The sequence below is a fragment of the Streptomyces sp. NEAU-sy36 genome (assembly GCF_013423905.1).
GTDB lineage: Bacteria > Actinomycetota > Actinomycetes > Streptomycetales > Streptomycetaceae > Streptomyces > Streptomyces misionensis.
Genome location: NZ_CP058977.1, coordinates 5,661,416 through 5,682,494, shown reverse-complemented (window position 1 = coordinate 5,682,494; position 21,079 = coordinate 5,661,416). Strand labels below are relative to the sequence as shown.

The window sequence follows — 21,079 nt, the reverse complement described above, 5'->3', positions numbered from 1 at the left end:
GCACCGGCCGCCGACGTGTGCGCGGTCGTTCACAGGGCGGTGAGGTGCCCCGGCTGTTCCGGTTGGTCCGGCTGCCGCCGCCGTCCCGGCCGTTCCCGCTGTGCGGGCGGCCGTCTGCGCAGGGCCGGTTCGGCCGCCGCCGTGTCCGGCTCCAGCGCGAGTACCGCGGCCACCGGATGGTCCGGGTCCGCCGTCCGCTCGGGGGTGGCCCGGGTGAGCAGCACCACGCCCCGGGCGGCCAGCCCCGCCCCGGCCAGCGCCAGCAGCACGCCGGCGGCGCCGCCCGCGAGGCCCTGTCCGAGCAGGGTGAGCCCGATCAGCGCGGCGGCCACCGGATTGGCCAGGGTGACCACGGCCAGCGGGGCGCCGAGCCCGCCGCGGTAGGCGGTCTGCGACAGCAGCAGCCCGCCGACGGCGAACGCCGCGACGAGCACCGCCACCACGATCACCTCGGTGCTCAGCACCGGTCCCGAGCGGTCGGTGGCCGCGACGGTCACGGTCTGGGTCAGTGCGGAGGCGACGCCCGAGGCGAGGCCGGACGCGGTGGCGTGCCGCAGCCCGGGCCGGGCGCCGGGCCAGGACAGGGCGCCGACCAGCGCGGCCGTCGCACCGGCGACGGCGAGTGCCGCCGGCAGGCTGAGCACCCGGGAGGGCGCCGGACCCGAGGCGGTGACCAGCAGCGCGCCGAGACCGGCCAGCGTCAGCGCCGTACCGCGCCACTCCACCGCGCTGACCCGCCGCCCGGCCGCCCGTGCGCCGAGCGGCACGGCCGCGACCAGGGTGAGCGCGCCGAGCGGCTGCACCACGGTCAGCGGACCGTACTTGAGGGCGACGACGTGCAGCAGGGCGGCACCCGCGTTCAGGCCCACCGCGGACCACCACGCGCCGGTGCCCAGCAGCCGGAGCAGTCCGGAGCCCGCGCTGCGGGCGGCGAGCCGTTCCTGGGCGACGGCGGCGAGCGCGTACGCCACGGCCGAGACCAGGGACAGCGCCACGGCGGCTGTCGCGGCGGCGCTCATCGGCCCGCTCCCGCCAGGACCCGTTGGCGCGGGACGAGCGGGCCGGTGCCGCGGCCCGCCATGGTGGTGGTCCGCCGCGGCGGGTGGATCAGCGCGAGGGCGACGCCCAGCATGGCGGTCGCGGCGAGCGCGTCCAGCCAGTAGTGGTTGGCCGTGCCCACGATCACCAGCAGGGTCAGCAGCGGGTGCAGCAGCCACAGCCAGCGCCAGCGCGAGCGGGTGGCCGCGATCAGTCCGATCGCCACCATCAGCGCCCAGCCGAAGTGCAGCGAGGGCATCGCGGCGAATTGGTTGGACAGGTGGTCGTCGGCCGGCGGGCCGTACACGGAGGGACCGTAGATCCGGGCGGTGTCCACCAGACCGGTGCCGGTCAGCATGCGCGGCGGGGCCAGCGGAAACGTGAAGGGCAATACCAGGGCGGCCGCGGTGACCACGGCGAGGACCCGGCGGGCCCAGACGTAGTGCGCGGGCCGCTTGACGTAGAGCCAGACCAGGAAGGCGACCGTGGCCGGGAAGTGGACGGTCGCGTAGTAGGTGTTGGCCAGGTGGACCAGGGTGCCCCGGTCCAGCAGCACCGACTGCACGGCGGTCTCGTGGGGCAGGTGCAGGGTCCGCTCGACGCCCCAGACGCGGTGGGCGTTGTGGAAGGCGGCGGCGGTGTGGCCGGTGGCCAGCTGCCGGCCGAGCTTGTAGACGAGGAAGAGCCCGGCGACGAGCAGGAACTCGCGTATGAGTCCCGGACGCGCGGCTGCGTCGGACTCCGTTTCTGCCTCGGCAGGCTCGGTGAGCGCGGTCATCCCCCGGCCCCTTCACTGACGGTCGTTGTCTGTCGTGGCGAGCCGCCTGCGGCGACTCCCCGCGGTACGGTGCGCGAACGTCCGGTACGCCTCCGTACCGATACGCTGATGTACCGATACGGAAGTGTACCGATACGATGGAGTACCGGTACACTTGCGTATCGATTGAAGTGCGACACACTGGAAACCGGGCATCGCAGCGCCCGACACGAGTGAGGGGAAGCAGCGCATGACGTCGCAGGCCGCGGAGGGACCGGAGTCGGTCGTCGCCTCGCGCCGCTCCAAGATCACGCCGGAGCGTGAGCGGGAGTTCTTCGACGCCGTGCTGGAACAGATCCGCGAGTGCGGCTACGAGTCCGTCACCATGGAGGGCGTCGCCGCCAGCACCCGGTGCAGCAAGTCCACGCTCTACCGGCAGTGGCGCAACAAGCCCCAGTTCGTGGCCGCCGCGCTGCGCGCCAACCGGCGGGTGCGCTTCGCCGGCATCGACACCGGATCGCTCGCCGAGGACCTGCGCCAGACCGCGCGGGCTGCAGGTGACTGGTCCCGCAAGGACACCAAGCTGCTCCAGGCCCTCGGGCCCGCCGTCTCCCAGGACCACGAACTGGCGCAGGCGCTGCGCGAGGCGCTGGTGTACCCGGAGATCGCCTCGATCCAGCAGATGATCGACCGGGGCGTGGCGCGCGGTGAGATCCGCGCGGACCATCCCGCGCTGGAGTTCGTCCCCGCCATGATGTTCGGCGTGCTGCGCATCCGTCCGGTGCTCAGCGGACAGTACGCCGACGCCGAGTACCTCGTCCGGTTCGTGGAGGCCACCGTGCTGCCCGCACTCGGACTGAACTGAGACCCAGGCCGCCGTTCACGGGATGACTGAACGGCGGCCTGTCCGCGCCGCACCGTGGGGACGGGGGCGGCGCGCACCCCCCGGCCGGGCGGGTTTCCCCTTGAGCGGAGGGGGAGCCCGCCCGGCCGACCGCTTCGGGGCGTCAGACGCTCTGGCCGCTCCCGCCGCCGGAGGAGACCGTGATCCCCTTGAGGATCTCGTCGATGACCGAATCGTCCTGGCCGACGTCGATGCCGAAGCGCACGACCACCATCTGCCGGGCGTCGTTCGGCGAGGGGAAGGCGACCGACTCGACCAGGCCGTCGGCGCCCTTGCTGGTGACGGCCTTCCAGCGCACCAGATAGCCCTTCTGCCCGGCCACCGTGACCGCCTGGGAGGCCAGCACCCGGTGCGAGGTGATGCCGCCGTAGCTGGCGCCGCCGTACGACTCCTTCGCGTTGGCCGCGATGTCCGCCTTCGCGACCTCCTCCGGGGTGTTCCCCTCGGTGCCCAGCGCCACGGCGGGCGCGGTGTAGGCACCGCCCGCCGTGCAGGTGTCGGAGCTGTTGCCCGGGCACTTGTAGGAGTCGTCCGAGGTCACCTGCGCGCCGACGCTGATCGTCTCCCCGGTCCAGCCCTTCGGCACCGGCAGGCTGATGCCGTCGATCGCGTCCGGCACCGTACCGCCGCCCTTGATCCTGGGCGCGGGGGAGTGTCCCGGCGACGGCTGGTCGTCACCGGGTCCGCCGGGCCCGTCCTGGCCGCCGCCCGAACCGCCGGAGCCTCCCGGTCCGTCCTCCGGACCGCCCACCGGATGGTGCTGGGAACTCGCGCGGTCACCGCCGCCGTCGTTCGTCAGCGCGTACACGCCGACCCCGATGCTGGCCAGCACCACGACCGCCGCCGCGACGGCTATCCCGGTCCGCAGCCCCCGCCGGGCGGGAGGCGGCGGCGGGGCCGGGTAGGCGGGGTAACCGGAGTAGGGCGGATAGCCCTGGTAGGCGGGGGCGCCCTGCGAAGGCTGCGGAACGGAGGGGGAACCGTAGGCCGGGCCGGCGGGCGGCACGGGCGCGCCGGGGAACGCCTGAGGCGCCTGGCCGGCGGGCGCCTGCGGCGTGGACCCCGGAGCCGCGTCGACGTCCGGGGCCTCACCGGCCGGCGACGCCGGACCCGCGGGAGCCGCCTGGTCCGAAACCGCCCCGGGCCCGCCCGCCGTCGGCGTCGCGGCCGGGGGACCCCACGTGGCGGCCGTGCCGGCGGGGCGGATCCGGTCCGTCCAGGCCGCGCCGTCCCACCAGCGCTCGGTGGGCGGACCGTCCTGCGTCTGCCCGGGGTCGGAGTACCACCCGGGAGGAGTCACCTGCGTCATGGGCCCACCGTATGAGGCAACGGTGAAAGTGGGATGAGAGGATCTGCCGCCAATCCGATCGACTCGGGATATTTCGCCCATGAAATCTTCGGCCGACGGCGCCGCACACCATGACAGGAGGTGCCCCGGCTTCTTGTCGGCCAATGCGGCCGGAGCGTCTCTTCCGGCCTTCAGCCGTGCTGCTCGCGGGCCTGGTAGTGGTTCGCCAGGGCGTGGAACGCCTCCTTGGGTTCCCAGGGCATGCCCGGGTACGTACGCGCGTCCGCGGGGTAGCCGCTGTGCTCGTCGAGGATCTTGACGATGCCGTAGGAGGCGAGGTCGGGGTCGGGTCCGGACAGACGGTGGGGAGTGCCGTAGCCGGCGAAGCTGAACCAGAAGACGGAGTCGACGCCTTCGTCCTCGAACACGGGCATGAGCTCGTCCAGATAGCGGACCTGCTCGCTCTCGTCACGCACCAGGTGCGGCTTGGGGGTGACACCGTCCGGTTCCATGGCCACGTACCAGCCCGAGCCGCCGTAGTCGCCCGCCCCGCGGAAGGTGCAGCAGCCGACTTCCATGATGGCCACCGGCTTGCCGTGGGTGAACTCCTTGCGCAGGTCGTCGCGGTAGGTGGCGGCGTTGCGCAGACTCCGGAAGGCATCCAGGCCGACGATGTCGAACGGGCTCCAGTCCACGCCGTCCAGGGGGCACGAGGCGTAGCTGACCGGGCCGGCGAAGAGAGGGCGCACGGTGCGGACGACGTCGCCGAGGAAGGCGTTGACCTTGTCGGGGACGGGCCGCAGCGCGGCTTCGCGATCGGGGCCGGCCAGGACCGGGATGCGCTCGTCGAAGGTGTCGCCGGGCAGGTAGCCGCGGGCGAACAGGCTCAGTTCGCAGCCGGTGACAAGGACGACGTCGGCGCCGTCACGGCGCAGGCGTTCGGCTCGTTCGGCGCAGTCGGCGAAGTACGGCAGCATCTGTTCGTCGGTCATCTCGCAGGGGAAGGGCGAGAACCAGACCTCCAGCCCGGCGGCGGCCGCATGCCGCGCGGTGGTCTCGATCCGGTCCGGGTCGCCGCCCGTGACACGGATCGCGGTGCAGTGCAGATCTTCGGCGATGATCCGCATGTCCCGCGCGACGACGTCAGGGTCGAAGAGGGGACGGGAGGTATCGCCGTTGGGGAAGGTGCCGGTGTCGTAGTGGATGCCCTTGCCTCGCATGTCCTGCGCCTCCGATGAGAATCCGCGTGTCGCCTACGGCGCGATCGTCAAGCCTCCAGCAGCGTCAGAGTCAAGCCCGGACGGTGATCAGCCGTTTGAACCCGATCGCTGCCCCCTCGCCGATGGCGCCGTCCTCCTCGGACCGCCTCGTGGACAGGTCGGGAGCAGGAGTGCACCCCGCCGACTGGCAGCATGGCGTCATGCCGGCCGAACTGAGGGAACACGCGGGGCGTCAGCACGCCGTCCGGTTCCACTACGCCTTGCCCGACGACGCCTGGGCCGCCCCGGCCCGGTCTCGCCGAGCCCGGCACGCTCGGCCGTACGTGCGCACCGGTCCCTCGGCCGCGCCGCCGCCCGCCGCGGTGGGGAAACGCTCGGCGAGCGCGGTCGCCAAGGAAGCCGTGGACGGCGAACGCGTACCACTCGACAAAGCTGCCCACCGGCCCCGCCGCCACGGCCCGCACCCCGGGCCCCCGACCCGGCGCGCGATTGTCCGGAATCCGTCCGGTCCCGGTCACTGTTGACGCCCCGTCCGCCGACGACCCTGTTCGGAGCGGACCCGCGTCGCCTGCGCGCCCGCACTTTCACCCGGCGGGGCAACAGCTGCCCCGAGCCGCCACCACATGTCCCACCGGACGGCTACGCTCGGGGTCTGTACGTCATTCGGGCGACCTGGGGAGGTAACGGGATGACGGAGGGACGGCCGTCGGCGGCCGCCGCGGCTTCCCTGTGGGAGCGGGAGGCGGAGCTCGCCACCGTCGCACGGGCCATCGACGAGCTGCGCGCCGACCGGGAATCCGCGGGCAGCCTGCTGGTCTTCCGCGGCGAGGCGGGGCTCGGCAAGACCGCGCTGCTGGCCGAGACCCGCCGCATCGCCGAGAGCCGCAAGTGCACCGTGTGGTACGCCCGCGGCGCCGAGACCCTGAGATCCGTACCCTTCAACGTCGTACGGCAGTTACTGCAACCCGCCCTGCTGTCCCTGCTGCCCGAGGAGGCCCGCGAGTACCTCGGCGACTGGTACGACATCGCAGGGCCCGCCCTCGGCATAACCGAACCGCAGGAGGAGAGCGCCGATCCGCAGTACGTGTGCGACGGCCTCGTCGCCGCCGTGCGCCGGCTCGCCCGCCGCGAATACCCGCTCGTGCTGCTCATCGACGACGCGCACTGGGCCGACCAGGAGACCCTGCGCTGGCTCGCCGCGTTCGCCGAACGCCTCGACGACCTGTCCGTCCTCGTGGTGGTCGCCCGCAGGCCCGGCGAGGTCCGCGGGGACAGCGCCCGCCACCTCGACACGGTCGCCGCCGCGGGCCGCTCCGTCACCAACCTGCGCGCCCTCACCCCGGACGCCGCGGCCGGACTCACCCGCGCCACCCTCGGCCGGCACGCCGACGACGCGTTCTGCCGAGAGGTCTGGGCCGTCACCGCGGGCAACCCCTACGACACCGTCGAACTCCTCGCCAAGGTCCAGGACAGCGAACTGCCGCCGGTGGAGGCGCGCGCCGCCGAACTGCGCGCCCTGAACCACGCCGGGCGCGGCGGCGGACTGGTCGACCGGATCAAGGAACTCGGCCTGGAAGCCACCCAGTTCGCCTGGGCCGCCGCGATCCTCGGCACCGGCATCACCCTGGAGTCGGTCGCCCGCCTCGCCACCATGGGCGAGGACACCGCCCGGCACTGCGCCGACCTGCTGTGCGCGGCCCGCATCCTCACCGTTCCCGACCCGGCGGGCGAACACCGCGGCGGCGACCTGGAGTTCGTGCACCCGCTGATCGCCTCCGCCGTCTACGACTCCATCCCGCCGGCCGTGTGCACCGCCATGCACGGCGCCGCCGCCGACATCGTCACCGAGATGGGCCGCGGCGCCGCCGAGGCGGCCCGGCACCTCCTGGAGGTCCACCCGGACGACGACGAGGAACTGGTCGAACAGCTCCGCGAGGCCGCCCGCGAACACCTCGCCGTCGGCGCGCCCGACGCGGCCCGCCGTTGCCTCGAACGCGCCCTTCAGGAACCGCCCCGGCCCGAGATCCACGCCCACGTCCTGTACGAACTGGGCTGCGCCACGCTGCTCACCGCGCCCGCCGTCACCATCGGCCATCTGCGCAGCGCCCTCGGCATGCGCGGACTCGACGGCCGCGACCGCGTCGACGCCGTGGTCCGGCTGTCCCAGGCCCTGCTCCACAACGACCAGCTCGAAGAGGCCGTCCGCACCATCGAGGCCGAGGCCGCCCGGCACGAGGCGGGCCCGGTCCGCATGCGGTTGCAGGCCTTCCAGTACATGTGGGAGGGCATCCACGGCGAGACCGTCGCCCCGGCCCGCTCCCGCAGCCTCGCCGAACTCGCCGGCACCTGCACCGGCCGCGACAATACCGAGCGCGCCCTGCTGATCCTGCGCGGCTTCGACGCCATGACCCACGGCGAGAGCGCCGCCGAGATCCTCGAACTGTGCGACCGGGCCCTCGTCAACGGCCGGCTCGCGCCCGGACTCGGCTGGACCGACCGGGAATGGGGCATCGAGCTGCTGATGATGCTCGGCAGCGCCTACGTCTACACCGACCGGCTCGACCGCGCCGAAAGCCTCTTCGCCGAGGCGCTGCGCGTCTACACCGGCGCCGGCTGGCACGGCGGCCACCTCTCCCTGGCCAACGCCTATCTGGGGCTCGCCTACCGCAGACAGGGCCGCCTCAAGGACGCCGAGGAGCATCTGCGCGAGGCCCTCGTGCTCGCCGAACGCGTCGGCCGCCGTCTGCCGTTGCACTGGTCGGCCACCTGCGGACTGGTCGACACCCTGCTCGCCCGCGGCCGGGTGGCGGAGGCCTGGTCGGTCGCCGAGCAGTACGGCTTCGCCCCGCCCTACCCCTCCACCATCGTCCTGCCGGACGTGCGCTGTGTGCGCGGCCGGCTGCTCCTCGCCGTCGGCCGCACCGAGGAGGGGATCAACGAGCTGGAGGCAGCCGAGAAGACCGCCGTCTCCCGGGGCGGCCACAACCCCGTGCTCGCACCGTGGTCGATCGACCTCGCCAAGGCCCTCGCCGGACAGGACCCGGGCCGCGCCGCCCGGCTCGCCGCCGACGCCCGCCGGCAGGCCGAGCGGTTCGGCACCGACACCGCCATCGGCGAGGCCCTGCGCTGCGCGGCCGCCCTCGAAACCGGCTGCCGGGCGGCCCAGCTGGCCGCTCGCGCCGTCACCTACCTGGAGGCCTCGCCCTCTCAGTACGAACACGCGGCCGCCCGCATCGAACACGGCATCCTCGCCCGCTCCGCCGCCGATCTGCGCCGCGGCCTCGACCTCGCCCGCTCCTGCGGGGCCGACGGGCTGGTGGCGCAGGCGAGCGAGGCGCTGGCGGCGGGAGGGCTCGGGTGACGGATGACGGGCGCAGGCCCCACGGCGTGCAGCGCGCCCGCGCGGACACCAGCCGCACCCGCCCCTCGGCGACGTCCGGCGGTGCGCCGTCCGCCCCGGTGAACGTCGTACCGCCGCTCGCCGCCGGCCGTGACCAGGTGGCGGCGTAGGAGCGTCCGCCGCGCGGCACCTCCGGCTTCCCGGTGCCGACGGCCCGTGGGCAGGGGGTGGGGTCGCCGAGGACGTCGTGGTACGCGGTGCCGCGGACGGTGACGTACCGGGACGGCACCCGCGCGGCGCCGTACGACCTCTTCCTTCGCCCGGCGCGCCCAGGGCCTCCCGACCTGCTCCGCGTGCACCACGGTGGCCGCCTCCAGCCCGGTCCGCGGGCGCGCCCCCGGCGGCACATCGTCGATCTTCACCGCGAGCGGGGAGCCGCCCGGGGTGGTGGCGGTCGGCGGCTCGCACGCCGGTCCCACCCGGCCGCACCCCGCCACGCACCCGCACCGCGCCCACCAGGAGGTTCGGCGCGGTGACCCACGGGTACCCGGGGGCCACCGCAAAACGGATACATCGGTGCGTACCGATGCGACCCAAGGGAGCGCGACCTCATGAAGGCAGTCACCTGGCAGGGCAAGCGGGACGTGCGGGTGGAGGACGTGCCCGACCCGAGGATCGAGGAACCCACGGACGCCGTCATCCGCGTCACCTCCAGCGGGTTGTGCGGCTCGGACCTGCATCTGTACGAAGTGCTCACCCCGTTCATGACGCCGGGCGACATCCTCGGCCACGAGCCCATGGGCATCGTGGAGGAGGTGGGCTCGGAGGTGACGAACCTGCGGCCCGGCGACCGCGTCGTGGTGCCGTTCCAGATCGCCTGCGGGCACTGCTTCATGTGCGACACCGGGCTGCCGACCCAGTGCGAGACCACCCAGGTCACCGGCGAGGGCATGGGCGCCGCCCTGTTCGGCTACACCCGCCTGTACGGCGCGGTGCCGGGCGCCCAGGCCGAGTACCTGCGGGTGCCGCAGGCGCAGTTCGGTCCGATGAAGGTGCCCGAGGGCCCGCCGGACGACCGCTTCGTCTACCTCTCCGACGTGCTGCCCACCGCCTGGCAGGCCGTCGAGTACGCGTCCGTCCCGCCCGGCGGCAGCGTCGCGGTCCTCGGCCTCGGCCCGATCGGCGACATGAGCTGCCGGATCGCCCTGGCGCGCGGCGCGGAACAGGTCTTCGGCATCGACCTGGTGCCCGAACGGCTCGCGCGGGCGAACCGGCGGGGCGTGAAGACGTACGACCTCAGGGCCTTCGACGACGAGAAGACGCTGATCCACGCGATCCAGGAGGCGACGGGCGGCCGGGGCCCGGACGCGGTGATCGACGCCGTCGGCACCGAGGCGCACGGCAGCGCCGCCGCGAAGCTCGCCCAGCAGGCCACCGCCCTCCTGCCGCGCAAGATCTCCGCGCCCTTCGCCGAACGCTTCAGCATCGACCGGCTCGGCGCCCTCTACATGGCCATCGACCTGGTACGGCGCGGCGGCACCATCTCGCTCAGCGGCGTCTACGGCGGCATGGCCGACCCGATGCCGCTGCTCACCCTGTTCGACAAGCAGATCCAGCTGCGCATGGGGCAGGCCAACGTGCGCCGCTGGAGCGACCAGATCATGCCGTACCTCACCGACGAGGACCCGCTCGGCGTCGAGGACTTCGCCACGCACCGGGTGCCGCTGTCCGAGGCGCCGCACGCCTACGAGATGTTCCAGCGCAAGGAGGACGGCGCGATCAAGGTCCTCATGAAGCCGTAGCTCATCCCTTCGAGCCGAGGATCTCCCCGAGGTCGTACCGCACCGGCTCCTCCAACTGGGCGTAGGTACAGCTCTCGGGGGCGCGGTCGGGTCGCCAGCGGCGGAAACGGGCGGTGTGCCGGAAGCGCTGCCCGTTCTCCATGTGGTCGTAGGCGACCTCGGCCACCCGCTCCGGGCGCAGCGGCACCCAGGACAGGTCCTTCTTCCCGGACCAGCGGCTCGGCGCCCCGGGCAGCCGGGCGGTCTCGTGGGCGGCCTCCTCGGACCAGGCCGCCCACGGGTGCCCGGCGACGTCGTCCATCCGCAGCGGCGCCAGCTCCTCGACCAGTTCCGCGCGCCGCTTCATGGGGAAGGCCGCCGACACGCCCACGTGCTGGAGCCGGCCCCGGTCGTCGTACAGGCCCAGCAGCAGCGAGCCCACCACCGGGCCGCTCTTGTGGAGGCGGTAGCCGGCCACCACGACGTCCGCCGTCCGCTCGTGCTTGATCTTGAACATGGCCCGTTCGTCCTGCCGGTAGCGCAGGTCGAGCGGCTTGGCCACGATCCCGTCGAGACCGGCCCCCTCGAACCGCTCGAACCACTGCCCGGCCACCGCGAGGTCCGTGGTCGCGGGCGCCAGGTGCACCGGCGCGGCGACTTGGGCGAAAGCCTCCTCCAGCAGGGCCCGGCGGTCGGTGAGCGGCACGTCGAGCAGGGACCGGTCGCCCAGCGCCAGCAGATCGAAGGCGACGAACGAGGCCGGGGTCTTCTCCGCGAGCATCCGCACCCGGGAGGCGGCCGGGTGGATCCGCTCGGTCAGCGCGTCGAAGTCCAGCCGCCCCCCGCGCGCGATCACGATCTCCCCGTCGAGCACGCACCGGAGTGGCAACCGCTCCCGCAGCGCCTCGACCAGCTCGGGGAAGTACCTGGTCAGCGTCTTGCCGGTGCGGCTGCCCAGCTCGACCTCGGCGCCGTCGCGGAAGACGATGGAGCGGAACCCGTCCCACTTGGCCTCGTAGTGCATGCCCGGCGGGATCCTCGCCACCGGCTTGGCGAGCATCGGCTTCACGGGCGGCATGACGGGCAGCTCCATGGCTCCGATTCTGCGCGCGCACGCCCGTGTGCGCCCGGTGTGCGAGCCGCGCGGGGGGCGCCTACGGTGGCCGCATGGCTGATGCGGTGGAACTGGAGGTGGCCGGGCGGACCGTACGGCTGTCCAGCCCGGACAAGGTGTTCTTCCCGGAGCGGGGATTCACCAAGCTGGACCTGGCGCGCTACTACATCGCGGTCGGCCCCGGCATCCTGCGCGCCCTGCGCGATCGCCCCACCACCCTGGAACGCCACCCGGACGGCATCGGGGGCGAGTGGTTCTTCCAGAAGCGCGCGCCCAAGAGCATGCCCGACTGGATCCCCACTGCGCACATCACCTTCCCGAGCGGCCGCAGCGCCGACGAGATGTGCCCCACCGAACAGGCCGCGGTGGTGTGGGCCGCCCAGTACGGCACCCTCACCTTCCACCCCTGGCCGGTGCGGGCCGGCGACGTCGACCACCCCGACGAACTGCGCATCGACCTGGACCCGCAGCCGGGCACCGACTTCGCCGACGCCGTCCGCGCCGCCCATGAACTGCGCGCGGTCCTCGACGAGTTCGGCGGGCTGCGCGGCTGGCCCAAGACCTCCGGCGGCCGGGGCCTGCACGTCTTCGTGCCCATCGAACCGCGCTGGACCTTCACCCAGGTGCGGCGTGCCGCGATCGCCGTCGGCCGGGAGATGGAACGGCGGATGCCCGAGCAGGTCACCATCAAGTGGTGGAAGGAGGAGCGTGGCAAGCGCATCTTCCTCGACTACAACCAGACCGCCCGCGACCGCACCATCGCCTCCGCCTACTCGGTACGGCCCCGCCCGCAGGCCACGGTCTCCGCACCGCTGCGCTGGGACGAGATCGACTCCGTGCACCCCGACGACTTCGATCTCGCCACCATGCCGGCCCGGTTCGGGGAACTCGGGGACGTGCACGCCGGCATGGAGGAACGGGCCCATTCGCTGGACGCGTTACTGGAGCTGGCCCGCCGTGACGAGCACGACCACGGTCTCGGCGACCTGCCGTATCCGCCGGAGTACCCGAAGATGCCCGGCGAGCCCAAACGCGTCCAGCCGAGCCGGGCCCGCCGGGAGCCGTCCTGACGGTGCCGCACCGGTACGGCCCCGTCGACCACCGGCACGGCGGCCCTCGTTATCCTGGTCGGCAGCCGGCCGATGAGGAGTCCCCCTGTGTCCGACGCAGTGTCGCGTCCCACGCTGGAGGCCGTGGCCGCGCGGGCCGGGGTGTCCAGGGCCACCGTGTCGCGGGTGGTCAACGGCGGGTCCGGCGTCCGCGAACCGCTCGCCGAGCGGGTCCGGCGGGCCGTCGAGGAGCTGGGCTACGTCCCCAACCAGGCGGCGCGCAGCCTCGTCACCAAACGGCACGACGCCGTCGCGGTCGTCATCGCCGAACCCGAGACCCGCGTCTTCACCGACCCCTTCTTCGCCCTCCAGCTGCGCGGCATCAGCAAGGAACTGACCGCGTGCGACAACCAGTTGGTGCTGCTGCTCACCGAGGGCCGCGACGACCACACGCGAGTGGCCCGGTACCTCGCCGGGGGCCATGTCGACGGGGCGCTGGTCTTCTCGCTGCACCTGGACGACCCGCTGCCCCGGCTGATCCACGACGCCGGGGTGCCGACCGTGTTCGGCGGCCGGCCCGGCTGGCGGGACGGCACCGGTACGGCGGTGTACGTGGACTGCGACAACCGGGGCGGCGCCCGGTCCGCCGTACGCCATCTCGCCGCCCTCGGCCGCACCCGGATCGCGCACCTCACCGGCGCCCTGGACCAGACCTCGGCGGTGGACCGGCTCGACGGCTACCGCGACGTCATGGCCGAGACGGCGGGCGGGGCCGATCCCGCGCTGGTCGTGGAGAGCGACTTCACCCCGGCCGGCGGGGAACGGGCCATGCGGGAACTCCTCGCCCGCCGCCCCGACGTGGACGCCGTGTTCGCCGCGAACGACCTGACCGCGCTGGGCGCCCTGCGCGTCCTGCGGGAGCGGGGCCTGCGGGTACCGCAGGACGTGGCCGTGGTCGGCTTCGACGACATGCTGCCGCTCGCCGAGGAGTCCGACCCGCCGCTGACCACCGTCCGTCAGGACATCGAGCGGATGGGCCGGCTGATGGCCCGGCTGCTGCTGGACGGCGCCGCCGCCCGGACCGCCACCGGGGGAGCCTGCGGTGACGCCGACGCCCGAGCCGACGCGGACGGCACCGACGGCGGGCGGCCGGACGCCCCGCCGTCCGGCGTGATCCTGCCGACCACGCTGATACGACGCGCGTCCGCCTGACCGGCGTTCACTCCCGCGTTCCGGCGCTCTTGATCACCGCGAACCGCGCCCCGTACGGATCGGCGAGCGTCGCCATGCGGCCCACCCGTTCGATCGTGGCCGGCGGCACCACGAGCGTCCCGCCGAGCCGCAGCGCCCCGGCCGCGACGGCGTCCGCGTCCTCGACCTCGAAGTACGGCAGCCAGTAGGGCTCGTCCTCCGGCCGGGCCAGCGGCACCATCCCGCCGAACATCGCGTCCTCCCCGGCGCCGTCCGGGTTGACGCAGGTGTAGGTACCGCCCGGGAACGGCACGCCGGAGGTCTCCAGGCCGAGGACGCGGCGGTAGAAGGCGGCCGCCGCCGCGATGTCCGGGGTGTGCAGCTCGGCCCAGCACAGCGCGCCCAACACGTTCGCCACGTCCACCCCGCTGGTCTCGCCGGGCTGCCAGATCCCGAACGTCGCGCCCGCCTGGTCGGAGAGGACCGCCATGTGTCCCTGGCCCAGCACGTCGACCGGACCGAACAGCACCCTGCCATGGGCCTGTTGGGCAGCCTGCGCGGTGGCCCGCGCGTCCTCGCTGCGGAAGTACAGCGTCCAGGACGGCGGGCCCTGGCCGGGCTCGGTCTGCATGCCGCCGGCGACGGTCCGCCCGTCCAGCTGGAAGAAGCCGTAACCGCCGGCGTCCGGCCCCGCCGACCGGAACCGCCAGCCGAACAGACCGCCGTAGAAGGAGCACGCGCCGTCGATGTCGGGCGCGCCGATGTCGAGCCAGTTCGGGGCGCCATCGACGAAATCGGTGGTGAGCATGGAGCCCTCCTCGAAGGGGTGCCGTCCGCTGCACTGCCGAGTCTGGCACCGCCCACCGGCGACCGCCGCCGGAACACCGCCGGCCGCCGCACGGCCCGCCCTCACCTCGGGTGACCGGGCCTGTTCCCAGAGTTTTCGATGTTTCCGCGCGCCGCCGTGCGCCCGCCGGGCACCGGGGAGCATCATCGGGTCGGCCGGAGGCCCCGACGACCGCGTTGAGCGCGCGTTGATCGAACGTTTTTCGCCGCGGGGCACGATCCTGGCCATGCACTTCGACACGATCACTCCGGCCGACGAGACCTGGCAGGCGCAGGCCCTGTGCGCGCAGACCGGCCCGGACTTCTTCTTTCCCGAGCCGGGCAGCTCGGTGCGCGAGGCGAAGCGCATCTGCGGGATGTGCGACCTGCGCTCGGCCTGCCTGGACTACGCGCTGACCAACGACGAACGCTTCGGCGTCTGGGGCGGTCTGTCCGAGAAGGAGCGCCTCGCCCTGCGCCGCACCTCGGGCTGACCCCCCCCGCAGCGGACCGCCCTCACCCCCCGGCGGCCCGCCCCGCCGACCAGGTCCGTGCCGTCCGCGCCGCATGCCCCGCGCGGTCAGCGCCCCGAGGTCAACGCCGCGCCGCGCGCGCTCCGTGCCGTCAGCGCCCCCCGGCCCGCCCCGCCATCCGTGCCTTGCGCGCCGCCAGCTTCTCGTCGAAGCGGCCGGCCTCCTCGTCCAGGCCGCCCATGAACAGACCGAGTTCCTCCTGGGCCTGGCGCCCCTGCGGACCGAGGCCGTCGAGCTGCATCACCTTCAGGTAGCGCAGCACCGGCTGGAGTACGTCGTCGTGGTGGATGCGCAGGTTGTAGACCTCGCCGATCGCCATCTGCGCGGCGGCCCGCTCGAAGCCGGGGATGCCGTGTCCGGGCATCCGGAAGCCGACGACCACGTCCCGCACCGCCTGCATGGTCGGGTCGGGCGCGAGCTCGAACGCCGCCTGGAGCAGATTGCGGTAGAACACCATGTGCAGGTTCTCGTCGGTTGCGATCCGGGAGAGCATGCGGTCGCACACCGGGTCACCGGACTGGTGGCCGGCGTTGCGGTGCGAGATCCGGGTGGCCAGCTCCTGGAAGGCGACATAGGCGATCGAGTGCAGCATCGAGTGCCCGTTGTCGGACTCGAAGCCCTCGCTCATGTGCGCCATGCGGAAGCGCTCCAGCTGATCCGGGTCCACCGCGCGGGAGGCGAGCAGGTAGTCCCGCATCACGATGCCGTGCCGGCCCTCCTCCGCCGTCCACCGGTGCACCCAGGTGCCCCAGGCGCCGTCGCGGCCGAAGAGGCTGGCGATCTCGTGGTGGTAGCTGGGCAGGTTGTCCTCGGTCAGCAGGTTGACCACCAGGGCGGTGCGGCCGATGTCCGTCACCTTGGACTGGTCCTTCGCCCACGCCTCGCCGTCCTCGAAGAAGGCCGGGAAGTTGCGCCCGTCGCCCCAGGGCACGTACTCGTGCGGCATCCAGTCCTTCGCGGCCCGCAGATGCCGGTTCAACTCCCTTTCCACCACTTCCTCCAGCGCGTACAACAGCCGGGCGTCGGTCCAGGCGGTCGGGCTGCCGAGGTGGGGAGAGGCAATGGTCACGGGAACTCCAGGGGGACGCCGAACGAAGGAGAGTGCGAACACGGGTACCGGCGAGCGGTGCCGGAAAACCTACGTGATCGTAAGCTACGAGACCGTAGGTTACGAAACCGTAGGTTAAGCCGCCGTAAAAGCGCCCGGACCAGCGGGGACGACACACCGTCAGGGATGCGGAACGGCCCCGGGACGCGCCGGTCCCGGGGCCGTCGGCGGGAAGGTGTCACCCGGTCAGGCGTACAGCTCGCGCAGGCGCACGGAGAGGCAGGTCACCGAGCCCTCCAGCTTCTCGAACTCACCGATGTCCACCGTCACCACCTCGTGGCCGAGATCGGTCAGCAGCTCGGCGGTCCTCGGGGCGCTCGCCGCCATCAGCAGCTTGTGCCCGCCGAGCAGCACCACCTGCGCGCCGGCCTCCTCGGGAACCGAGAGGAACCCGGGAAAGAGCGAGGGCCGGTCCACCCTCGGGATGTGTCCGAGCACCGTGCCGTCCGGCAGCGCGGTCACGGCCGACTTCAGATGCAGCACCTTGCTCACCGGCACGGCCACCACCCGGGCGCCCAACGGCTCGAACACGGCCCGCAGCTGCTGCACCCCGGCCGCGTCGGTGCGTCCGCTGCGGCCCACGTAGAGCGTGTCGCCGACCTTCAGGACATCGCCGCCGTCCAGGGTGGCCGGCTCCCATATCCAGTTCACCGAGCAGCCGAGGCGGGCCACCGCCTCCTCCACCCCGGCGGTCTCCGGGCGCCGGGCGGCGGCGCCGGGCCGGGTGATCAGCGCCACGTTGCGGAAGACGACGACGGTGTCCTCCACGAACACCGAGTCCGGGCAGTCGTCGGCCGGTTCGACCTCGATGGTCTCCCAGCCGTGCGCCCGCAGCGTTCCGACGTACGCCTCCCACTGCTCGACGGCCCGCGCGACGTCGACCGGCTCCCGCTCGACGTGCGTGACCAGTCCGTCGGCCAGACGGGGGCCGGGACGGCGAACGAGGGCCTTCTTGCTGGGCACGACGGGCCTTTCCGGTCGGGAACACGGTGCCTGCGCCAGGTTCGTCCGGCGCCGATCCGCCATCATGCAGCCCGCCGGGCCCAGCACAAAACCGCTGCCGAGGCAGCGCGTCCCCCGCCCGTGGCCCGCGGCCCCGACGGCCGCCGCTTCGGCCGTCGGGACCGCTGGTCCGGGGGGCGTGCCGCCCCGCGGGCCGGTGACGCTCGGCAGCCGGCCTCCGGCGCCGGGGGATGGCACGGGCCGCCGAGCGCCCGGTCCGGCTCTATCCGACCTCTTCCGGTTCCACCTCCCTCAGCCGTCCGTCCTCCATCAGCAGCCACCGGGTGATGCCGATCGACTCCAGGAACGGCAGGTCGTGGCTGGCCACCAGCAGCGCGCCCTCGTACGACTCCAGGGCGGAGGTCAGCTGCCGGGCGCTCGCCAGGTCGAGGTTGTTGGTCGGTTCGTCCAGCAGGAGCAGCTGGGGCGCCGGTTCGGCGAGCATCAGCGCGGCCAACGCGGCCCGGAAGCGCTCGCCGCCGGACAGCGTGCCCGCCCGCTGGTCGGCGCGCGCGCCCCGGAACAGGAACCGGGCCAGCCGCGCGCGGATCCGGTTGTTGGTGGCGTCCGGCGCGAACCGGGCCACGTTCTGGACGACCGTCAGCTCGTCGTCCAGCACGTCCAGCCGCTGGGGCAGGAACCGCAGCGGTACGTGCGCCGTCGCCGTGCCGGCCACCGGTGCCAGCTCCCCGGCGACCGTCCGCAGCAGTGTGGTCTTCCCGGAGCCGTTGCGGCCGACCAGCGCGATCCGCTCCGGGCCGCGCAGATCGAGGACCCCCTCGACCCGCGCGCCGTACGCCGTCTCCAGTCCCTCCAGGGTGAGCACCTGCCGGCCGGGCGGTACGGCGGTGTACGGCAGCTCGACGCGGATCTCGTCGTCGTCCCGCACCGCGTCCGCCGCCTCGTCCAGGCGCTCGCGGGCCTCGGCGAGCCGTTCCTCGTGCATGATGCGGTGCTTGCCCGCCGACTCCTGGGCCGCGCGCTTGCGGGCCCCCATCACGATCTTCGGCTCGCGCTTCGACTCCCACATCTTCTGCCCGTACCGCTTGCGCCGGGCCAACTTGACCTGCGCGTCGACCAGTTCGCGTTTCTGTCTGCGCACGTCGGCCTCGGCGACCCGCATCATCCGTTCGGCCGCATCCTGTTCCACGGCCAGCGCCTGCTCGTACGCCGAGAAGTTGCCGCCGTACCAGGCGACCTCTCCGGCGCGCAGCTCCGCGATCTGGTCGACCAGGTCGAGGAGTTCGCGGTCGTGGCTGACCACGACCAGTACCCCGGGCCAGGCGGTGACGGCCTGGTGGAGGCGGCGGCGCGCGTAGAGGTCGAGGTTGTTGGTGGGTTCGTCCAGGAGCAGCACGTCCGGGCGGCGCAGCAGCAGCGCGGCCAGCCGCAGCAGCACCGACTCGCCGCCGGACACCTCGCCGACGGTGCGGTCCAGCCCGATGTGGCCGAGGCCGAGTTCGCCGAGGGTGACCAGGGCGCGCTCCTCCACGTCCCAGTCGTCGCCGACGGTCTCGAAGTGCTCCTCGGTCACGTCGCCCGCCTCGATGGCGTGCAGCGCGGCCCGGCGCTCGGCGATGCCGAGGACCTGGTCGACACGGAGGGCGGTGTCCAGGGTGACGTTCTGCGGCAGGTGGCCGATCTCGCCCTGGACCTTGACGGTGCCGTCGGCCGGGACGAGTTCACCGGTCAGCAGCTTCAGCAGGGTCGACTTGCCGGTTCCGTTGGCACCGACGAGCCCGGTCCTGCCGGGGCCGAAGGCGAGGTCGAGCCCGTCGAACACGGTGGTGCCGTCGGGCCAGGCGAAGGAGAGGGACGTGCAGGTGAGGGAAGATGACATGGATGCCTCGCGGGGTGGTCGCGGTTCGGTGGGCGCGTGTGGGGACACCGCGAGGCGGAACCGAGGGACCATCCGGAGGCCGTGCAGAAGAAAAGGCCCTGTGCCGGAGGACGGCTCGAACGCCGAGGGTCGTACGCCACGCACACCTCACCGGTGCGACGCGGTGTCTCCGAACCTCAGACGAGCAACGTCCTTCTCCGATCGACGGCAACAGAACCGAGGTAAACGGTAGGAGCAGGCCGGACGGCGGTCAACGGGATTTACGGGTGACACGGCCGACCGCACCCCACGGCGGGCCGCTCCCCGCTACCGGCTGTCCCGCATCAGGTCCGCCAGAGCGCCGTCCAGGTCGAGCTGGAGGTGTTCGAGGCCGGCCGGTACCAGTGCGTCGGCGGCCTCCAGGAAGCGGCGTATCTCGGCCGCGCGGACATGGATGACCGCGGTGCCCTCCGGGGCGTGGAACTCCAGGACCACGCGGTCGTAGCCGTACGGCCGCACCCGTACGTCCCCGTGCCCCTCCGGGCCCTCCAGCCCGGCGGCGAGCAGTTCGCGGGCGAAGGTCCAGCACACTTCGACCCCCTCCAGGGTGGCCGGGGCCGGGAAGGTCATCCGCACGGCGAACGGGTCGCCGCGGTCGTAGCGCAGCGTGGCGGGAATGTTCGGCATGCGCGGTGCGGCGGCGACGAGACGGGCCTCTACGAGCTGCTCGATGACGGTGGACAACGCCTTGCTCCCTCGTGACGGCTGGACTGCGTCTGGTGTGACACCCGGCACTGGATGAGACGACGGAATCGGCCGGGGCGTGCACCTGGCTTACGAGTGACCTCGGTCACCGCGTTCATGCACGCGGCGGGCGGGACACTGCCGCCGTACGGCGCGCGGCAGTTGGCCCCTGGACGGCGCCCCGGCGGTCGGCTAGCTTCGCCCGCCATGAGGCGCATGGGGAGCACGCGGGGCACGGGACGGACGCGACGCACGGGCAGGCTGGTGGCGGCGGGGGTCGCGTGCGGGGCGGCGCTCGCCGCGCTGACCGTCCCCTCGGCGCAGGCGCTCGGACAGCCGGGACGGCAGGGCGTGCACTGGGCGGCGAAGGATCCCGGCACCCCGCGGGTGCGCTTCCGGGGCCTCGCGGCCGTGGACCGGCGCACCGCCTGGCTGGCCGGCACCGCGGGCACCGTCCTGCTCACCCGGAACGGCGGCGCGACCTGGCGTGACGTCTCCCCGCCCGGCGCGGCCGGCCTGGAGTTCCGGGACGTCGAGGCGTTCGACGCCCGGCACGCGGTGGTGCTGGCCGCCGGTGAGGGCGAGGCGTCCCGGGTGTACCGCACCGACGACGGCGGGGCGACCTGGACCGAGTCCTTCCGCAACACCGACCCGAGCGCGTTCTACGACTGCCTCGCCTTCTTCGACCGCCGCCACGGCCTGGCGCTGGGCGACCCGGTGGACGGCAGGTTCCGCGTCCTCGCCACCGACGACGGCGGCCGCTCCTGGCGGCTGCTGCCCGCGTCCGGCATGCCGCCCGCCCTGGACGGCGAGGCGGGCTTCGCGGCGAGCGGGCAGTGCCTGGTCACCTCCGGCACCAGGGACGCCTGGGCGGCCACCGGCGGCGGCGCCCGCGCCCGCGTCCTGCACTCCGCCGACCGGGGCCTGACCTGGACCGCCGCCGACACTCCGGTGCCGGCCGGCGATCCGGCCCGCGGCGTCTTCGCCCTCGCGTTCCGCGACCGCGCGCACGGCCTCGCGGTCGGCGGCGACTACCGCGCGGACCAGCCCTCGCCCCGCGCCGCCGCCGTCACCGCCGACGGCGGCCGCAGCTGGCAGCCCGCCGCCACGCCCCCGCCCGGCTACCGCTCCGCGGTCGCCTGGCTCCCGCACAGCCGCTCGGCCGCGCTCGCCGTCGGCCCCACCGGCACCGATCTGACCACCGACGGCGGCCGGACCTGGCGCACCATCGACACCGGCTCGTACGACACCGTCTCCTGCACCCCCGACCTCGGCTGCTGGGCTGCCGGCGAGCAGGGCAGGGTGGCCCGGCTGGAACGGTGAGGTAGGCGCACCGCGAGCCGGGTACTCGTGTCGGCGTCACAGC

General features: G+C 73.6%; 18 protein-coding genes. 8 read left to right on the top strand and 10 right to left on the bottom strand.

What is annotated here, in order from left to right:
* Nucleotides 1–29: 29 nt before the first annotated feature.
* Together HZZ00_RS24810 and HZZ00_RS24805 are read right to left on the bottom strand one after the other, a co-directional pair.
* Nucleotides 30–1,019 (bottom strand): hypothetical protein, encoded by a 990-nt coding sequence (locus HZZ00_RS24810; protein ID WP_180328536.1) that lies wholly within the window; start codon nucleotides 1,017–1,019, stop codon nucleotides 30–32.
* Entirely contained in the window at nucleotides 1,016–1,816 is an 801-nt protein-coding gene (locus tag HZZ00_RS24805) for a phosphatase PAP2 family protein (protein WP_180328535.1), read from the bottom strand. Before HZZ00_RS24805 ends, HZZ00_RS24810 begins: the two co-directional genes overlap by 4 nt.
* 229 nt (nucleotides 1,817–2,045) lie before the next feature.
* Between HZZ00_RS24805 and HZZ00_RS24800 the strand changes: the two genes are divergently transcribed.
* Complete coding sequence (locus HZZ00_RS24800; protein WP_180328534.1) at nucleotides 2,046–2,660, top strand: TetR/AcrR family transcriptional regulator; 615 nt, start codon at nucleotides 2,046–2,048, stop codon at nucleotides 2,658–2,660.
* A 142-nt stretch (nucleotides 2,661–2,802) separates the two neighbouring features.
* Here the strand turns inward: HZZ00_RS24800 and HZZ00_RS24795 are convergent, their stop codons facing one another.
* Nucleotides 2,803–4,008 carry a DUF2510 domain-containing protein gene (locus tag HZZ00_RS24795; protein WP_180328533.1) on the bottom strand — a complete coding sequence of 402 codons (1,206 nt, stop codon included), beginning with the start codon at nucleotides 4,006–4,008 and terminating at the stop codon, nucleotides 2,803–2,805.
* A gap of 170 nt (nucleotides 4,009–4,178) precedes the next feature.
* Nucleotides 4,179–5,207, bottom strand: a complete 1,029-nt coding sequence (locus HZZ00_RS24790; protein ID WP_180328532.1) for a hypothetical protein — start codon at nucleotides 5,205–5,207, stop codon at nucleotides 4,179–4,181.
* A 688-nt stretch (nucleotides 5,208–5,895) separates the two neighbouring features.
* Between HZZ00_RS24790 and HZZ00_RS24785 the strand changes: the two genes are divergently transcribed.
* The 3 genes from HZZ00_RS24785 to HZZ00_RS24775 all read left to right on the top strand — a co-directional run bounded on the left by HZZ00_RS24785 (nucleotide 5,896) and on the right by HZZ00_RS24775 (nucleotide 10,349).
* Nucleotides 5,896–8,568, top strand: coding sequence for an AAA family ATPase (locus HZZ00_RS24785; RefSeq protein ID WP_180328531.1), 2,673 nt, complete (start codon nucleotides 5,896–5,898; stop codon nucleotides 8,566–8,568).
* Nucleotides 8,565–8,717 carry a hypothetical protein gene (locus HZZ00_RS24780; protein WP_180328530.1) on the top strand — a complete coding sequence of 51 codons (153 nt, stop codon included), beginning with the start codon at nucleotides 8,565–8,567 and terminating at the stop codon, nucleotides 8,715–8,717. The genes HZZ00_RS24785 and HZZ00_RS24780 overlap by 4 nt, the downstream gene beginning before the upstream one ends.
* A gap of 441 nt (nucleotides 8,718–9,158) precedes the next feature.
* On the top strand, nucleotides 9,159–10,349 hold the full coding sequence (locus HZZ00_RS24775; protein WP_180328529.1) for a zinc-dependent alcohol dehydrogenase: 1,191 nt from the start codon (nucleotides 9,159–9,161) through the stop codon (nucleotides 10,347–10,349).
* A 1-nt stretch (nucleotide 10,350) separates the two neighbouring features.
* Here the strand turns inward: HZZ00_RS24775 and HZZ00_RS24770 are convergent, their stop codons facing one another.
* A complete protein-coding gene (locus HZZ00_RS24770) occupies nucleotides 10,351–11,421 on the bottom strand; it encodes an ATP-dependent DNA ligase (protein WP_180328528.1) in 1,071 nt (356 codons plus the stop codon).
* A 74-nt stretch (nucleotides 11,422–11,495) separates the two neighbouring features.
* On the opposite strand from HZZ00_RS24770, the gene ligD reads away from it, so the two are divergent.
* Both ligD and HZZ00_RS24760 read left to right on the top strand, forming a co-directional pair.
* Nucleotides 11,496–12,512: a non-homologous end-joining DNA ligase gene (ligD, locus tag HZZ00_RS24765; RefSeq protein ID WP_180328527.1), complete on the top strand. Its 1,017-nt coding sequence runs from the start codon at nucleotides 11,496–11,498 to the stop codon at nucleotides 12,510–12,512.
* A gap of 72 nt (nucleotides 12,513–12,584) precedes the next feature.
* The gene (locus HZZ00_RS24760; RefSeq protein ID WP_374028481.1) at nucleotides 12,585–13,703 is read left to right on the top strand and encodes a LacI family DNA-binding transcriptional regulator; all 1,119 of its coding nucleotides are present in this window, start codon (nucleotides 12,585–12,587) and stop codon (nucleotides 13,701–13,703) included.
* A 7-nt stretch (nucleotides 13,704–13,710) separates the two neighbouring features.
* Here HZZ00_RS24760 and HZZ00_RS24755 read toward each other — a convergent pair whose 3' ends face one another.
* Nucleotides 13,711–14,490: a VOC family protein gene (locus tag HZZ00_RS24755; RefSeq protein WP_180328525.1), complete on the bottom strand. Its 780-nt coding sequence runs from the start codon at nucleotides 14,488–14,490 to the stop codon at nucleotides 13,711–13,713.
* Between the two features lie 265 nt (nucleotides 14,491–14,755).
* Between HZZ00_RS24755 and HZZ00_RS24750 the strand changes: the two genes are divergently transcribed.
* Nucleotides 14,756–15,001, top strand: coding sequence for a WhiB family transcriptional regulator (locus HZZ00_RS24750; RefSeq protein ID WP_070029525.1), 246 nt, complete (start codon nucleotides 14,756–14,758; stop codon nucleotides 14,999–15,001).
* 130 nt (nucleotides 15,002–15,131) lie between these two features.
* Here the strand turns inward: HZZ00_RS24750 and HZZ00_RS24745 are convergent, their stop codons facing one another.
* The 4 genes from HZZ00_RS24745 to HZZ00_RS24730 form a co-directional block, all read right to left on the bottom strand.
* Nucleotides 15,132–16,109 carry an acyl-ACP desaturase gene (locus HZZ00_RS24745; RefSeq protein WP_180328524.1) on the bottom strand — a complete coding sequence of 326 codons (978 nt, stop codon included), beginning with the start codon at nucleotides 16,107–16,109 and terminating at the stop codon, nucleotides 15,132–15,134.
* Nucleotides 16,110–16,334: 225 nt separating this feature from the next.
* Nucleotides 16,335–17,111 (bottom strand): dimethylargininase, encoded by a 777-nt coding sequence (gene ddaH / locus HZZ00_RS24740; RefSeq protein ID WP_180328523.1) that lies wholly within the window; start codon nucleotides 17,109–17,111, stop codon nucleotides 16,335–16,337.
* Nucleotides 17,112–17,373: 262 nt separating this feature from the next.
* On the bottom strand, nucleotides 17,374–18,990 hold the full coding sequence (locus HZZ00_RS24735; protein ID WP_180328522.1) for an ABC-F family ATP-binding cassette domain-containing protein: 1,617 nt from the start codon (nucleotides 18,988–18,990) through the stop codon (nucleotides 17,374–17,376).
* A 306-nt stretch (nucleotides 18,991–19,296) separates the two neighbouring features.
* Nucleotides 19,297–19,713, bottom strand: a complete 417-nt coding sequence (locus tag HZZ00_RS24730) for an SsgA family sporulation/cell division regulator (protein ID WP_180328521.1) — start codon at nucleotides 19,711–19,713, stop codon at nucleotides 19,297–19,299.
* Between the two features lie 216 nt (nucleotides 19,714–19,929).
* Here HZZ00_RS24730 and HZZ00_RS24725 point away from each other — a divergent pair, with 216 nt between their 5' ends.
* Nucleotides 19,930–21,036, top strand: a complete 1,107-nt coding sequence (locus HZZ00_RS24725; RefSeq protein WP_180328520.1) for an oxidoreductase — start codon at nucleotides 19,930–19,932, stop codon at nucleotides 21,034–21,036.
* The last annotated feature ends 43 nt before the right edge of the window (nucleotides 21,037–21,079 follow it).